The sequence below is a fragment of the Inquilinus sp. CA228 genome (assembly GCF_052078665.1).
Classification (GTDB): domain Bacteria; phylum Pseudomonadota; class Alphaproteobacteria; order DSM-16000; family Inquilinaceae; genus Inquilinus.
This window is the reverse complement of sequence record NZ_JBQJIK010000038.1, coordinates 1-15214: the sequence shown is the minus strand read 5'-3', so window position 1 is coordinate 15214 and position 15214 is coordinate 1. Positions and strand designations below refer to the sequence as shown.

The window sequence follows — 15214 nt, the reverse complement described above, 5'->3', positions numbered from 1 at the left end:
TTGAGAAAGCGGTTTCTCACATAGAAAGACAAACGTCACAAAAGTGACAAGAGAAACCACTTTCTCAACGGAATGCGACCGGGCTCGGCATGGACCAGAGGTCACCACGATCCGCTCCGAACGGGCCCGGCCGGCCGGTGACGCTGCGCGACGTGGCGCGGGCCGCCGGGGTCAGCGTCGCCACCGCATCCAAGGCGCTGAACGGCCAGGGCCGGATGGCGGAGGAGACGCGCGAGCGGGTCCGGCAGACGGCGAAGGCGCTGGGCTTCCGCCCGAACGGGCTGGCGCAGAGCCTGTCGCGCCGCCGCAGCTTCACCGTCGGCCTCCTGACCAACGACACCTATGGCCGCTTCACCCTGCCGGTGATGGCCGGCATCGCCGACGCGCTGGTCGACAACGGCGTCTCGGTCTTCCTGTGCAACATCGAGGACGACCCGCGGCTGGCCCAGACCCATGTCGACGCCATGCTGGAGAAGCGGGTCGACGGCATCATCGCTTCGGGCAAGCGGATCGACCGCCATCTTCCGGTCGACCTGTCGAACCTGGGCATCCCGGTGATCTACGCCTTCACCGAGCCCGACCCGGATTCGATCGGCTTCGTCTCCGACGACGAGGCCGGCGCCCGGCTGGCGGTCGAGCACCTCGCCCGGCTGGGGCGGCGGCGCATCGCCCATGTCACCGGCCCGTCCAGCTTCCGCGTTGTGCATCAGCGGGCCAAGGCCTATCGCGACGTGCTGTGCGAGGCCGGGCTGGAGGAGCCTGAGCAGGGCGTCCTGACCGGACACTGGACCGAGGGCTGGGGACACGAGGCCGCCGGCTACCTGTTCGACGGCATCGGCCGCCCGCCGGACGCGGTGTTCTGCGGCAACGACCAGATCGCCCGCGGCGTGGTCGACGCGCTGCGCGAGCGTGGCCGCCGCGTGCCGGACGACGTCGCCGTGATCGGCTTCGACAACTGGGAGATCGTCGCCGCCGCGACGCGCCCGCCGCTGACCACGGTCGACATGAACCTGAAGGATCTGGGCCGCGAGGCCGGGCTGACCCTGCTGAAGCTGGTCGACCGCGAGCCGATCGAACCGGGCATCCGCAAGCTGCCCTGCCGCTTGGTGGTGCGGGACTCCTGCGGCGCCCCGCCGGGAGGCTGAGGGGGCCGAGCAGAGCAACAAGGCCGCCCCGAAGGACGGCCGAAACCGAGGGAGGACACGAGATGAAGCGTCTGATGCAGCGCCTGGCCGGGGGCATCGCCCTGCTGGCTCTCACCGTCTCCGCCGCTTCGGCCGAGACCTTCACCCTGTGGGTGCGGTCCGACGGGTCGAACTTCATGCCCCGCATCGTCGAGGCGTTCAACCAGAGCCATGAGGACAAGGCCGAGCTGCAGATCGTGCCGACCGCGGAGCTGGTGCAGAAATACGCCACCGCCGCGGCCGGCGGCGCCGCGCCCGACGCGCTGTCGCTGGACCTGATCTACACCCCGTCCTTCGCCGCCGCCGGCCAGCTCGAGGACATCACCGACCTCGCCAGATCCCTGCCCTATTTCGACAAGCTGTCGCCGGCGCATGTGAAGACCGGCACCTACAAGGACCGGATCTACGGCCTGCCCTATTCCGCCGACAGCTCGGTGCTGATCTGGAACAAGAAGCTGTTCCGCCAGGCCGGGCTGGACCCCGACAAGGGCCCGACCAACTGGGCCGAGATCGCGGCGGCGGCGGAGAAGGTCGCGGCGCTGGGCGGCGACACCAAGGGCTTCTACTTCTCCGGCGCCTGCGGCGGCTGCAACATCTTCACCTTCACGCCGCTGATCTGGGCCAGCGGCGGCGACATCCTGACCGAGGACGGCAGCAAGGCGACGCTGGACACGCCGCAGATGCGCGACGCCATCGCCTTCTACCGCGACATGGTCAAGAAGGGACTGGTGCCGGAAGGGGCGCGGACCGACACCGGGTCGAACTTCTTCGCCGCCTTCGCCCGCGGCACCATCGGCCTGGCCCCGTCCGGCGCCTTCGCCATCGGCGCGCTGAACACGCAGTATCCGGACATCGACTACGGCGTCACCTTCCTGCCGGGGAAGACCGGCGGCTGGTCGTCCTTCGCCGGCGGCGACAATTTCGTGGTCACCAAGGGCACCACCAAGCTCAAGGCGATCAAGGCCTTCCTCGACTTCTCCTATTCGCTGGAGGGGCAGACGCTGCTGGCCCGCTACGGCAGCCTGCCGGTGCGGGGCGACATCTCGGGCGAGGCGCTGAAGGACCTCGACCCCCGCTACAAGATCGCCGCCGAGGCGATGGAAAAGGGCCGGACGCCCTATTCCGTGGTCTTCAACGACATCATCAACAGCATGAACTGCCCCTGGGTGCAGATGGTGAACGAGGTGTTCTTCGGCGACGACGTCGACGGCTCCCTCGCCAACGCCCAGGAGACGATGCAGGGCATCATCGACAGCGCCCCGGGGAATTGAGGCCCCTCCGAAGCCACGCCTCCACTCGCTAGGAAACCGGCATGATCTCGACGACACAGGCCGCCGGCGCGATCCCGAGGACCAGGGCCCGCCGGCGACCGGCCCGGAAGGCGCAATGGGCCGGCCTCCTTTTCGTCCTGCCGGCGGTGGCGCTGGTGGTGGTGTTCTTCGTGGTGCCGCTGGCGATGACGGCCTGGATGTCGCTGCACAACTGGCCGCTGATGGGCGTGTCGCGCTTCATCGGCCTCGACAACTACCTCGCCATCGCCCGCGACACCCGGTTCTGGAACGCGCTGCGCTTCACCGCGCTGTACACCGTCGTCGTCACCATCGCGATCTTCGCCGCCGCCTTCCCGCTGGCGCTGTTCGTGGAGAAGCCGCGGCCCTTCGGCGGTTTCTACCGCACCGCCTATTCCCTGCCCGTGGTGGTCGGCTTCGCTTCGGCCAGCCTGCTGTGGGCCTGGCTGCTGAACGTCGATGCCGGGCTGTTCAGCCCGGCGGCAGAGGCACTGGGGCTGACCGCCGGCCGGGTCAACCTGCTGGCCGATTTCGACCCGGCCTTCTGGTCGATCATCGCCATGGTGGTGTGGAAGGTCGCCGGCTTCACCATGGTGATCCTGATGACCGGGCTGCAGGGCATCCCGGCCGACTATCTCGAGGCGGCGAAGATCGACGGCGCCGGCCCCTGGGCCCGGTTCCGCCGCATCACCCTGCCGCTGATGCGCCGGACCATCGCGCTGGCGCTGATCCTGTCGGTCACCGGCTCGATGCTGGCCTTCGACCAGTTCTACATCATCCTCGGCGGCGGCCCGCGCAACCAGACGGTCACCGCCGTCTACTGGATCTTCAACCAGTCCTTCGTCTCGTTCCGCCTGGGTTACGGCGCGGCGCTGTCGATGGTGCTGCTCGGCATCCTGCTGGTCCTGAGCGTCATCCAACTGCGCTTGCTGCGCCATCCGGAGGGCGAGTCATGAGCACGGCCGTGCCGCTGCGCCGGGCCGCACCCGGCTTCCTCCTGCAGGCCGCAGCGCTGATCGCGGCGCTGCTGTTCCTGGCCCCGATCGCCTGGACCATGCTGGCCAGCCTCAAGCCGGCGTCGGAGGCCAACCTGCCGCCGCTGCCGCCCTGGCCGAGCGCGGGCTGGAGCACCGACAGCTACGCCGCGCTCGACGCCTTCGGCGCCGGTGTCGGCCACTATGCCGGCAACAGCCTGACCGTCGCCCTGGCCACGGCCGTCATCACCTCGATCGTCAGCCTGCTCGGCGGCTATGGCTTCTCGCGCTTTCGCTTCCCGCTGAAGAACATGCTGTTCGTGCTGGTCATCGCCACGATCATGATCCCGTTCCAGTCGATCCTGACGCCGCTGTTCCTGCTGCTGACCAAGCTGGGGCTGCAGAACACGCTGGCGGGGCTGGTGCTGATCTACGTCACGCTGCAGCTGCCCTTCTCGATCTTCATGATGCGCAACGCCTTCGACGCGGTGCCGCGCGAGATCGAGGAGGCGGCGCGGATCGACGGCGCCGGCAGCCTCCAGCTGCTCGCCCGGGTGATGCTGCCGCTGGTGTTCCCCGGCATCGTCACCGTGGCGCTGTTCGCCTTCCTGGCCGCCTGGAACGAGTTCCTGGCGGCGCTGATTCTGCTGACCGACCAGGACAAATTCACCCTGCCGATCTTGATGACCGCCGTCCGCTCCGGCCGCTTCGGCGCCGTGAACTGGGGCGCGGTGCAGGCCGGCGTCACCGTCATGATGATCCCCTGCCTGATCCTGTTCCTCGCCCTGCAGCGCTTCTACATCCGCGGCCTGACGGCCGGCGCGGTGAAGTAGGCGCGAGCATTCCCTGATCGACCGATCGATGGAGTTCCGGATGACCGCCGACCTCGCTTCCGCCGATATTGCCCCCCGCGCGCGCTTCCGCCCGCCCGCCGTGCCGCAGGTCGAGGTCCGCGGCTTCTGGGGCGCCCGCATCGACGCCGTCTGCGCCAAGACCGCCGACACGCTGTACCAGCGCTGCGAGGAGGCCGGGATGCTGCAGCAGATCGATCCCGACGCCCCGTCGCTGGGGGTGAAGATCCCGTTCCATGGCGGGCTGGTCACCGCCCAGATGTTCTGGGATTCCGATCTCGGCAAGGTGATCGAGACCGCGGCCTATTGCCTGCAGCGCACGCCGAACCCGGAGCTGGAGCGCAAGGTCGACCACGTCATCGAGCTGTACGGCCGGCTGCAGCAGCCCGACGGCTATCTCAGCAGCTGGTACCAGCGGATCCAGCCAGGGCTGCGCTGGACCAATCTGCGCGACTGCCACGAGCTGTACTGCGCCGGCCACCTGATCGAGGGCGCCGTCGCCTACTTCCAGGCCACCGGCAAGCGCCAGCTGCTGGACATCATGTGCCGCTTCATGGACCACGTCGCCACGGTGCTGGGCATCGGCGCCGGCCAGAAGCCCGGCTATTGCGGCCATGAGGAGATCGAGCTGGCGCTGGTCAAGCTGGCCCGCGTCACCGGACAGCAGAGATACATGGACCTGGCCCGGTACTTCATCGACGAGCGCGGCCGGCAGCCGCATTTCTACGATGCCGAGGCGCGCGAGCAGGGCCGCGACCCGAAGGACTGCGTCTTCGGCACCTACGAGTACAACCAGTCGCATTTGCCGGTGCGGGAGCAGGACAAGGTCGTCGGCCACGCCGTCCGCGCCATGTACCTGTACAGCGGCATGGCCGACATCGCGATGGAGTATGGCGACGACGGCCTGCGCCTGGCGCTGGAGCGGCTGTGGCGCGACCTGACGAGCAAGCGCCTCTACGTCACCGGCGGCCTCGGCCCCTCCGCCGACAATGAGGGCTTCACCACCGATTACGACCTGCCGAACTTGCGCGCCTATGCCGAGACCTGCGCCGCCGTTGGGCTGGTGTTCTGGGCCGGCCGGATGCTGGGCCTCGGCCCCGACGCCCGCTACGCCGACATGATGGAGCTGGCGCTGTACAACGGCGCCTCCTCGGGCCTGTCGCTGGACGGCGCCACCTTCTTCTACGAGAACCCGCTGGAGAGTCGCGGCGGCCACCATCGCTGGACCTGGCACCGCTGCCCCTGCTGCCCGCCCAACATCGCCCGACTGACCGCCTCGATCGGCAGCTACATGTACGGCCAGTCGGACGATGGGATCGCCGTCCATCTCTACGGCGACAGCACCGCCACGCTGGACGTCGCCGGCGGCAAGGTCCGGCTGACGCAGGCGACGCGCTATCCCTGGGACGGCGCCATTGCCCTGACGGTCGAGCCGGAGGCGCCGGCCAGCTTCACCCTGCATCTGCGCATTCCCGGCTGGTGCCGGAAGGCCAGCCTGTCGGTGAACGGCGAGCCGCAGGACCTGGCCGCCGTCATCCACAACGGCTATGCCGCGATCACCCGGCGCTGGGCGGCCGGCGACACGATGCGGCTGGACCTGGAGCTGGCGATCGAGCGGATCCACGCCCATCCCGAGATCCGCCACGATGCCGGCCGGGCCGCGATCCGGCGCGGCCCCCTGGTCTATTGCCTGGAGGGCGTCGACCACGGCGTGCCGCTGAACAGCGTGGTGCTGCCGGCGGATGCGGCGCTGACCGCGCGCGAGGAGCCCAGCCTGCTGGGCGGGGTGGTGACGCTGGAGGGCGAGGCCCGGGCCGGGTCGGCGGCGGATTGGGGCGACGCGCTGTACCGCACCGCGCCGCCGGCGGAGCGGCCGGTGCGGATCAGGGCTGTGCCCTACTACGCCTGGGACAACCGCGATCCGGGCGAGATGCTGGTCTGGGTGCGCACGGCTTAGGCCGTGCCCCCGCTCACCAGGGCAGCAGGAAGCCGACCAGCGCCAGCAGCAGTGCCGGCGGCATCACCACGAGGCCGAGGCGGAGGAACTGGAGGGCGCCGACCTCGATCCCCTCGCGGCGCAGGGCGACGAGCCAGAGGATGGTGGCGAGCGAGCCGGTGACCGACAGGTTTGGGCCGAGATCGATGGCGATCAGCGCGGCACCGGCGATCTGCGGCGGCATCGACGCTTGGCCGAGCGTCGACTGCACGATCAGCCCGGCCGGCAGGTTGTTCATCAGGTTGGTCGCGACCGCCACGATCGCGCCGGTGCCCCAGGCGGCGCCGTCGACCGAGCGGGCCGCGGCGTCCTGCAGGGCGACGGCGAGGACGTGGACCACGCCGGTGCGGTCCAGCCCCTCGACCAGCACGAACAGGCCGGCGACCAGCGGCAGCACCTCCCAGGAGATGCGGCGCAGCAGCCCCCAGGGCGCGGCCCGGCGATGCAGCAGCACCGCCGCAGTGGTGGCGAGGCCGGCCAGCGCCGTCGGCAGGCCGAGATCGAGTCCGAAACCCGAGGCCAGCAGCAGCACCACGGCGGTGACGCCGAGGCCCCAGGCCGCCATGTGGCCGCCGGGCGGCAGGGCCGGCACCGTCACCTCGGTCGCGATCGGCGCGCGCAGCGCCTTGGCCTGGGTCAGCCGGAGGGCGACGAAGGTGGCGCCGATCGCCAGCACCGACGGCAGGGCGAACCAGGACAGCCAGGTCAGCAGCGGCGGCATCTGGCTGCCAAACACCACCAGATTGGCCGGGTTGGAGATCGGCAGCACGAAGCTGGCGGCGTTGGCGATGAAGGCGCAGATCAGCAGGTAGGGCAACGGCGCCGCCCCCGTCGCCCGGGCAACGGCATAGACCGCGGGCGTCAGCACCACGGCGGTGGCGTCGTTCGACAGGAACACCGTGACGATGATGCCGACGACATAGGTCAGGCCGAACAGCCGGCTGGCCGATCCGCGGGCCTTGCGTGCCGCGATCGCCGCCGCCCAGTCGAACAGCCCCTCGGTCCGCGCCAACTCGGCCAGCAGCATCATGCCGATCAGGAACAGGTAGACGTCGGCGCCCTTGGCGATCGCCGCCAGGGCGTCGGTGCCGGGCAGCAGGCCGAACCCGACCAGCGCCACGGCGCCGATCACCGCCCAGATCGCCTCGGGCAGGCGCCAGGGCCGCAGGATCACCCCGCCGGTCGCCAGCGCGGCGATGCCCCAGGTGGCAGCGGCACCGTCGGTCAGCAGGCTCATGGCGGTTCTTCTCCGGGCGACGATGCCGCTTCTCGTAACCGCCCGCCGTTTCCGCGGCAAGCCCGCCGGCGGCGACATTTTCCCGCCTTCGCGCGTTGACTGGACAGGACACCAAGCGAGGGATGCCGTGAGGGTCAGTGCCGCGATCGACGAGGAATGCCCGACCGAGACATCCGTGCTGCGGCCGCGGCGGAACGTCTGGCGGATCGAGCACGCCCACCGCGCCGCGGTGCTGGTCGACGGCGCCGCCTATTTCGGGGCGCTGCGTTCGGCGATGCGGCAGGCGAGGCACCGCATCCTGGTAATCGGCTGGGACATCGACAGCCGCACGCCGCTGGTCGGGCCGGAGAGCGAGCCGGCGGACGGGCTGCCGGCGACGCTGGGTGACTTCCTCTGCGCCCTCGTCCGCGAAAGGCCGGACCTGTCGGTCAAGCTGCTGCTGTGGAACTACTCGCTGTTCTATACGCTGGAGCGGGAGCCGCTGCCGCTTCTCACCCTGCAATGGAGCACGCCGCCGCAGATCGAGCTGTGCCTGGACGACGAGATCCCGGTCGGCTCCTCGCACCACCAGAAGATCGTGGTGATCGACGACGCGGTCGCCTTCGTCGGTGGGTTGGATCTGACCATCCGGCGCTGGGACACGGCCGAGCACCGGCCGGCGGCGCCCGGCCGGGTCGACCCGGCCGGAGTCCCCTACCCGCCCTTCCACGACGTGCAGATGGCGGTCGACGGTCCCGCCGCGCGGGCCCTGGCCGAACTCGCCCGCTGGCGCTGGGAGCGCGCCAGCTATGAGGCGCTGCCCGCCATCGCCGCGGGGTCCATCCCCTGGCCCGAGGGGGTCGAGGCCGATTTCAGCGATGTCGCCGTCGGCATCTCGCGCACCCTGCCGCTCTATCCCGGCGAAGGCGAGGTGCGCGAGATCGAGGCGCTGTTCGAGGACATGATCGACGCGGCGCAGGAGGCGATCTACATCGAGAACCAGTTCCTGACCTGCGCCCGCATCGCCGAACGCCTGGCCCGCAGGATGCGGGAGGTGCCGACGCTGCAGGCGGTGCTCACGGCGCCGCGGATCCATCACAGCTGGGTCGAGCACCGCGCCATGGCTGCGGGCCGCATCCGCTTCCTGGAGATCCTGCGCGCCGCCGGCGTCGCCGACCGCGTCCGGCTGCTGCATCCCCAGGCCGGCCACAACGGTGCGACCGCCGATGTCATGGTCCATTCCAAGCTGATGATCGTCGACGACCGGCTGCTGCGGGTCGGCTCGGCCAACCTGTGCAACCGGTCGATGGCCGTCGACAGCGAATGCGACCTGACCATCGAAGCCATGACCGCGGCGGAGCGCCAAGCCATCCGGGCGGTGCGCGCCCGCCTGCTCGGCGAGCATTGCGGGGTCGAGCCAACGGAGATGGAGCGGCGGATCCGCGCGGCTGGGTCGCTGCTCGCCGCCCTCGACACGATAGGAGTCGGAGAGCGCCGTCTGGTGCCGATCGACGACGGCCGGGCGGCCGATGAGGAGCGGGGCTGGACCATCGCGGCGGTGGCCGACCCCAACACTCCGCTGCCGGCGACCGGCCTGATCGACCGCGCCCTGGCCTCGGTCAAGGTGCGCTGGCGCGGCCTGCTGCGCATCGTCCCGATCGTCGTCGCGGCGCTGCTGCTGGCGCTGGCCTGGGGCACCACCGACCTCGCCGGCTGGGCCCAGCCGGATCGGCTGCAGCAGTCGCTGCACGGCCTGGCCGGCACCGGCTGGGCCTTGCCGCTGGTCGTCGCCGCCTTCGTGCTGGGCGGCATGGTGATGTTCCCGGTGACGGTGCTGATCGCCGCCACCGCCGCCGCATACGGCGCCTGGCCGGGGCTGGCCTATGCCGGGGCCGGCGCGATGGCCAGCGCCCTCGCCGGCTATCTGGTCGGCCTGCTGGCCGGCGAGAATGCCTTGCGCGCCGTGATGGGGCCGCGGCTGCACCGGATCCGGGACGGCATCGCCCGCCGCGGCGTCGTCGCCGTGGCCACCATCCGGCTGGTCCCGATCGCCCCCTTCACCCTCGTCAACCTGGTCGCGGGCGCCGCGCGGATCCCGATCCTGGACTTCACCCTGGGCACGGCGATCGGGCTGGCGCCGGGGCTGCTGGTGCTGTCGACGCTGGGCGACCGCCTGCTGTCGATCCTGCGCGACCCGTCGCTGGCGCAGATCAGCATCCTGCTCGCGGTCATCGCCGCCTGGATCGCGCTGTCGATCGGGCTGCAGGCGCTGGTCAGCCGGAGGCGGCGATCCAAGTCGTGACGGACGCGCCGCTTCGCCTGCTGACCTGGAACATCCATGCCGGCCTCGGCCCGGACGGCCGCTACGACCTGGACCGGGTGATCGCCCTGGTGCAGCGCCACGCCCCCGACATCGTCGCCCTGCAGGAGGTGGATTCGCGCGGTCGCGGCACCGGCCCGGACTCGCCCTTCGCCCGGCTGGCCGCGGCGCTCGGCAACCACACCGCCGCGGCACGGACCATCGTCGCGCCGGACGGGCATTACGGACACCTGCTGATCAGCCGCTGGCCCCTGTCCGCCATCCAGCTGCACGACCTGACCCACACCCCCCGGGAGCCGCGCTGCGCCATCGAGGCCATGGTCTCGGCCCCGGGCGGGCCGTTCCACCTCGCCGCGGTCCATCTCGGCCTCGCCTTCGCCGAGCGGCGGCGCCAGGCGGCGATGCTGGCGCGGATCGCCGACAGCGTGGCGCGGACCTCGGTGATGCTCGGCGATTTCAACGACTGGACCTGGAACGGCGCCGTCCGGCGGTCACTGGCCGAGGTGCTGCCCGGCCGGACGCCGCAGCGCACCTATCCGGCCCGCTGCCCCGTGCTGACGCTGGACCGGGTGTATTGCCGGCCGCGCCACGCCCTGCAGCGCAGCTGGATCGACCCGGAGGGCCGGCACGCCTCGGACCATCTGCCGCTGATCGCCGAGATCCGCGTCGACCCGGTGCCGATGGCGTCGGAACCCGCGATCCGACCCTCTCGTTGACCAGGCAAGCTGCCTCCAGCATGGAGCCGACCATGAGACGCCTCCTGGCGGTTGCGGCCTTCGCCGCCTTGACCTGCCTCGCGACCGTCCCGAGCGCATCGGCGCAGAGCGCCGCCGCGCAGCCGGCGCAGACCGACGCCGCCGGCTATGTCGAGCAGACCGCGATCAGCGACCTGTTCGAGGTCTCGGCCGCCCAGGCGGCGCTGCAGAAGGCGTCCTCCGACGAGGTCCGCAGCTTCGCCCGGATGATGATCGACGACCACAGCAAGGCCGGCGAGCAGCTGGCGGAGGCGGCGAAGGGGCAGACCCTCGCGACGGCCCTGCCGACCGGCGTGGACGCCCGGCACGACCGGCTGCTGCAGGACCTGGCCAACGCCACCGAGCAGGATTTCGACCGGCTGTACATGCGGACCCAGGTGGAGGCCCACACCGCGGCGCTGAAGCTGCAGCAGGACTACGGCAGCTTCGGCGCCAACCCGGCGCTGAAGGCGATCGCGACCCAGCTGGTGCCGATCACCAAGCGCCACCTGGACCAGGCCCAGACCATCCTCGACCGCCTCAGCAAGGCCTGATGGCCGGCGCGGGCGCGGCCGATCCGTCGAGTTCGATGAAAATCTTCATGAAATGAGATTGCGAGTCATTATTATTCTTGATAATGAGCACCCGGCATTCGAAGACGGGTCGGCGCAGGCCGCCGGTGCCCGCGGTTCCGAATAAGAAGGATGGGGTGGCATGGGTGCTGGATACGGCGCGCGCGATCGCGTGCGGATGTTGCTAACGACAACCATTCTCGTCGCCGCCGGCGGATCGGTCGTGACGTTCGCGCAGGCGCAGACGCAAACTCAGCCTCCGGCCCAGCAGAGCCAGGATGGCGGCGCCCTGCCCCCGATCGTCGTCACCGGCCAGGGTGAGAACCCGACCGGCCCGGTGCAGGGCTTCGTGGCCAACACCAGCCTCAGCGCCACCAAGACCGCCACACCGCTGATCGAGACGCCGCAGTCGGTCTCGGTGGTGACCAAGGACCAGATCACGGCCACGAACGCCGAGACTCTGTCGCAGGCGCTGACCTACACCCCGGGCATCACCTTCCAGTCCGGTGCCTACAGCCGGCTGAACGACGACTTCATGATCCGCGGCTTCAACGTGGCGGCCGGCGGATCCGGCATGCTGCGCGACGGTCTGCGGCTGCAGTCCAATGTCTATGACGGCAACCAGGAGCCCTATGGCCTCGAACGCGTCGAGGTGCTGCGCGGCCCCTCCTCCGTGCTCTACGGCCAGCTCAGCCCGGGCGGTGTGGTTAACGCCATCAGCAAGCGGCCGACCGACACGACGTTCCATGAGATGAACGCCGAATACGGCACCTATGGCCGAACCCAGTTCTCGGGCGACACCGGCGGCCCGATCGACGACAACGGCATGCTGTCCTACCGGCTGACCGGGCTGTGGCGCGATTCCGGCAACTGGGTCGACCATGTGCCGGACGACAAGCTGTACATCGCCCCGGCCTTCACCCTGCGGCCCTCGGACGCGACCACGATCACCTTCCTGAGCGACTATCAGCAGATCTACACCCGCTTCGCCCCGCCGATGCCCTATGATGATCTGCGCAACGGCCGGGTTCCGCGCGATCTGTTCATCGGCCAGCAGGGCTATGACCGCTACTACAGCGAAAGCTACACGCTCGGCTACCAGTTCGAGCACAAGTTCAACGACAGCCTGACCCTGCGCAACTCCCTGCGCTATTACCACGCCGACGTGGCCTGGAACTATCTGAGCTACGGGACGCTCAGGGACGACAATTCCCTGACCCGGGGCGTGGTCAATCGCAACGAAACCTCCACCGGCTTCACCACCGACACCTCGCTGGAAGCCAAGGTCGAGACCGGGCCGGTCCAGCACACGCTCCTGGCCGGCATCGACACCTATGGCGTCAGCTACGATACCGATCGTCTCGGCGGCTCGGTCGCCCCGCTCGGCGATATCTACGACCCGGTCTACGACGCGAACGTCACCGTCAACAGCAACAACACGGGCTTCAAGAACTCCGGGTCGCAGGTCGGCGTCTATGTCCAGGATCAGATGAAGATCTACGACAAGCTGATCCTGGTGCTGGGCGGCCGCTACGATTGGGCCGACGCCTACAACACCAGCTATCGCAATCAGGCGACGCTCGACTTCCTGGGCATCGACCGGAAGCAGAACCGCTCGGACAGCGCCTTCACCGGCCGCGTCGGGCTGCTCTACCTGTTCGACAACGGTATTGCGCCCTATGCCAGCTTCAGCCAGTCCTTCCAGCCCACCGCGCTGAATGCCGGCGTCAGCCAGGACGGGACGCAGTTCGAGCCGACCAAGGCCGACCAGTACGAGGTCGGCTTGCGCTACCAGCCGCCCGGCGAGAACTTCACGGTCAGTGGCGCCATTTTCCGGATCGACCAGAACCACGTTCTGACCGCCGACCCGAGCGACCCCACCGGAACCTATTCGATTCAGACGGGCGAGGTGCGCTCGCAAGGCATCGAGCTGGAGGCGCGGGCCAGCATCGGCGCGCTCAACCTCGTCGCCGCCTATTCCTACACCGACGCCCGCAACGAGAAGGGTGACCTGAAGGACGAGCGTCTCGCCCTGGTGCCGTACCACAACATCGCCGTGTGGGCCGATTACAAACTGGACGATCTCGGCATCAAGGGCCTGACGATCGGCGCCGGGCTGCAGTATCTGAGCTCGACCAACCTTCCGGGGTTCGATGCCGACGGCGACAAGATTGACGAAGACGTGCCCGGCCGGGTGCTGGTCGACGCCATGATCGCCTATGATTTCGGCGCGATCGACGAGCGCCTGGCGGGGACCACGCTGCAGGTCAATGCCAAGAACCTGTTCGACAAGGAGTACATGACCTGCACCGACATCAGCGGCTGCCGCTACGGTGAGCCCCTCACCGTGTCGGCCACTCTGGGCTACCGCTGGTGAGCTGCTGATGCTGAACCGGCGCGCGCTCCTGGCCGGGACCGGGCTGGCCCTCGCCGGCCCGGTCCGGACGCGCGCGCAGGATCCCGGCCCTGCCGGACCGGCGCGCCGGGTCGCGTGTCTCGACCTGCTGCTGACCGAGACGCTGCTGACGCTCGGCGTCACGCCCGTCGCGGTCGGCAACATCCCGCTCTATCAGCGGCTGGTGGCCGAGCCGGCGCTGCCGGACGGCGTGCCGGATCTGGGCCCGCTGCAGGAGCCCAACCTCGAGCTGCTGCAATATCTCCGGCCCGACCTGATCCTGGCCCCGTCCTGGGCCGAGGTCGGCCAGAATAACCTCGAACGCGTCGCCCCGGTCGCCTGGCTGCCGACCTTCTCCACCCAGAAGCCGGCGCTGGACCATGCCCGGGACCTGCTGATGCGGGCGGCGGCGCTGACCGGCCGCGATGCCGAAGCCCGGGCCTGGACCGACCGCGCCGACGCCGCCCTGGCCGAGGCGCGCCGGGTCCTGGAGCCCTGGACTGACCGGCCGGTCTATGTCGTCCGCTTCAACGAGGACGGGCGCCACGCCGCGATCTTCGGCGGCAACGGCATGATCGGCGACGTCCTGTCCCGCCTCGGCCTGCGCAATGCCTGGACCGGGCGGACCAATGTCTGGGGCACCGTCTCGATCGGCATCGAGCAGCTGGCCGGCAATGCCGAGGCCCGGCTGATCCATTTCGACCGCGGCGCCGAGACCGAGCGCGCGCTGCGGCAGCTCGCCGCCAGCCCGCTCTGGGCTGCGCTGCCGGCGGTGCGCCAGGGCCGGGTGATCGAGATGCCGGTGATCTATCCGAATGGCGGCGTGTTCTCCGCCACCCGCTTCGCCCAGCAGCTCGCCCGGGTGCTGCCGGCGCACGGCACCGCGAATGGCTGATCTCGCCCTGCCCCGGCCGACGGTGGCCGGCCGCCCGGCCCTGCTGGCGACGCTGCTGATCGCCGCGGCCCTGGCCCTGTTCCTGCACCATCTGCGGGCGCTGCTGCCGGCGGCGGAGTGGCAGCAGGCCTTGACCGCCCCCGACCCGGCCGACATGCGTCAGATGCTGGCGCAGTACAGCCTGCTGCCACGCCTGGCCGTGGGGCTGCTCGGCGGCGCCGCGCTGGGCCTCGCCGGCGTGCTGTTCCAGCAGGCGCTGCGCAACCCGCTGGCCGAGCCGGGGACGCTGGGCGTCTTCGCCGGCGCCCGGCTGGCGCTGATCGCCACCACCCTGTCGGCGCCGACGCTGCTCGATATCGGGCAGGAGGCCGTGGCCCTGCTCGGCAGCGCCGCGGCGATGGCCCTGGTCCTGCTGCTGAGCTGGCGCCACAGGCTGGCGCCGATCGCCGTGATCCTGGCCGGGCTGGTCGTCACCTTCTATCTCGACGCCGGCAGCAAGATGCTGGTGCTGTTCAACCACCAGGCCCTGACCGACCTGTTCGTCCAGCAGGGCGGATCGCTGAACCAGAACAACTGGGACGTGGTGCTGGCCCTGGCGCCGCGCCTGGCCCTGGCCGCGCTGGCCGGCGCGCTGATGCTGCGGCCGCTGACGCTGCTCGACCTCGACGAGGACGGCGCCCGCGGCCTCGGCCTGTCGCCGGCGGCGGCGCGCCTCGCCGCGATCGCGGTGGGAGTGCTGCTGAGCGCCTCGGTCGCCGCACTGGTCGGGCCAATCGGCTTCATCGGCC

12 protein-coding genes are annotated in these 15214 nt (G+C 70.2%); 11 read left to right on the top strand and 1 reads right to left on the bottom strand.

Going from position 1 to position 15214, the window contains the following annotated elements; genetic code table 11:
• Positions 1 to 89 precede the first annotated feature (89 nt).
• The 5 genes from ACTOWL_RS19545 (at position 90) to ACTOWL_RS19525 (ending at position 6255) form a co-directional block, all read left to right on the top strand.
• Positions 90 to 1145: a LacI family DNA-binding transcriptional regulator gene (locus ACTOWL_RS19545; RefSeq protein ID WP_441322940.1), complete on the top strand. Its 1056-nt coding sequence runs from the start codon at positions 90 to 92 to the stop codon at positions 1143 to 1145.
• Between the two features lie 62 nt (positions 1146 to 1207).
• Positions 1208 to 2455 (top strand): ABC transporter substrate-binding protein, encoded by a 1248-nt coding sequence (locus ACTOWL_RS19540; protein ID WP_441322939.1) that lies wholly within the window; start codon positions 1208 to 1210, stop codon positions 2453 to 2455.
• 41 nt (positions 2456 to 2496) lie between these two features.
• Positions 2497 to 3429: a carbohydrate ABC transporter permease gene (locus ACTOWL_RS19535; protein ID WP_441322938.1), complete on the top strand. Its 933-nt coding sequence runs from the start codon at positions 2497 to 2499 to the stop codon at positions 3427 to 3429.
• Entirely contained in the window at positions 3426 to 4280 is an 855-nt protein-coding gene (locus ACTOWL_RS19530) for a carbohydrate ABC transporter permease (RefSeq protein WP_441322937.1), read from the top strand. The genes ACTOWL_RS19535 and ACTOWL_RS19530 overlap by 4 nt, the downstream gene beginning before the upstream one ends.
• A 40-nt stretch (positions 4281 to 4320) precedes the next feature.
• A complete protein-coding gene (locus tag ACTOWL_RS19525) occupies positions 4321 to 6255 on the top strand; it encodes a glycoside hydrolase family 127 protein (RefSeq protein ID WP_441322936.1) in 1935 nt (644 codons plus the stop codon).
• A 13-nt stretch (positions 6256 to 6268) separates the two neighbouring features.
• Here ACTOWL_RS19525 and ACTOWL_RS19520 read toward each other — a convergent pair whose 3' ends face one another.
• Complete coding sequence (locus ACTOWL_RS19520) at positions 6269 to 7531, bottom strand: arsenic transporter (protein ID WP_441322935.1); 1263 nt, start codon at positions 7529 to 7531, stop codon at positions 6269 to 6271.
• Positions 7532 to 7658: 127 nt separating this feature from the next.
• On the opposite strand from ACTOWL_RS19520, the gene ACTOWL_RS19515 reads away from it, so the two are divergent.
• From ACTOWL_RS19515 to ACTOWL_RS19490, 6 genes are all read left to right on the top strand, one after another.
• On the top strand, positions 7659 to 9812 hold the full coding sequence (locus ACTOWL_RS19515; RefSeq protein ID WP_441322934.1) for a VTT domain-containing protein: 2154 nt from the start codon (positions 7659 to 7661) through the stop codon (positions 9810 to 9812).
• Positions 9809 to 10546: an endonuclease/exonuclease/phosphatase family protein gene (locus ACTOWL_RS19510; RefSeq protein WP_441322933.1), complete on the top strand. Its 738-nt coding sequence runs from the start codon at positions 9809 to 9811 to the stop codon at positions 10544 to 10546. Before ACTOWL_RS19515 ends, ACTOWL_RS19510 begins: the two co-directional genes overlap by 4 nt.
• 32 nt (positions 10547 to 10578) lie before the next feature.
• Positions 10579 to 11118 (top strand): DUF4142 domain-containing protein, encoded by a 540-nt coding sequence (locus tag ACTOWL_RS19505; RefSeq protein WP_441322932.1) that lies wholly within the window; start codon positions 10579 to 10581, stop codon positions 11116 to 11118.
• A gap of 241 nt (positions 11119 to 11359) precedes the next feature.
• Positions 11360 to 13513: a TonB-dependent siderophore receptor gene (locus ACTOWL_RS19500; protein WP_441322931.1), complete on the top strand. Its 2154-nt coding sequence runs from the start codon at positions 11360 to 11362 to the stop codon at positions 13511 to 13513.
• 7 nt (positions 13514 to 13520) lie between these two features.
• Positions 13521 to 14426: an ABC transporter substrate-binding protein gene (locus tag ACTOWL_RS19495; RefSeq protein WP_441322930.1), complete on the top strand. Its 906-nt coding sequence runs from the start codon at positions 13521 to 13523 to the stop codon at positions 14424 to 14426.
• Positions 14419 to 15214: iron chelate uptake ABC transporter family permease subunit (locus ACTOWL_RS19490; protein WP_441322929.1), on the top strand; the 796-nt coding region annotated here is incomplete at its 3' end. The genes ACTOWL_RS19495 and ACTOWL_RS19490, both read left to right, overlap by 8 nt.

Bases quoted from the DNA above. Each gene is read 5' to 3' on its own strand.
- ACTOWL_RS19545 (WP_441322940.1), top strand. From the start codon at position 90: ATGGACCAGAGGTCACCACGATCCGCTCCGAACGGGCCCGGCCGGCCG.
- ACTOWL_RS19535 (WP_441322938.1), top strand. From the start codon at position 2,497: ATGATCTCGACGACACAGGCCGCCGGCGCGATCCCGAGGACCAGGGCC.
- ACTOWL_RS19540 (WP_441322939.1), top strand. From the start codon at position 1,208: ATGAAGCGTCTGATGCAGCGCCTGGCCGGGGGCATCGCCCTGCTGGCT.
- ACTOWL_RS19505 (WP_441322932.1), top strand. From the start codon at position 10,579: ATGAGACGCCTCCTGGCGGTTGCGGCCTTCGCCGCCTTGACCTGCCTC.
- ACTOWL_RS19525 (WP_441322936.1), top strand. From the start codon at position 4,321: ATGACCGCCGACCTCGCTTCCGCCGATATTGCCCCCCGCGCGCGCTTC.
- ACTOWL_RS19530 (WP_441322937.1), top strand. From the start codon at position 3,426: ATGAGCACGGCCGTGCCGCTGCGCCGGGCCGCACCCGGCTTCCTCCTG.
- ACTOWL_RS19520 (WP_441322935.1), bottom strand. From the start codon at position 7,531: ATGAGCCTGCTGACCGACGGTGCCGCTGCCACCTGGGGCATCGCCGCG.
- ACTOWL_RS19495 (WP_441322930.1), top strand. From the start codon at position 13,521: ATGCTGAACCGGCGCGCGCTCCTGGCCGGGACCGGGCTGGCCCTCGCC.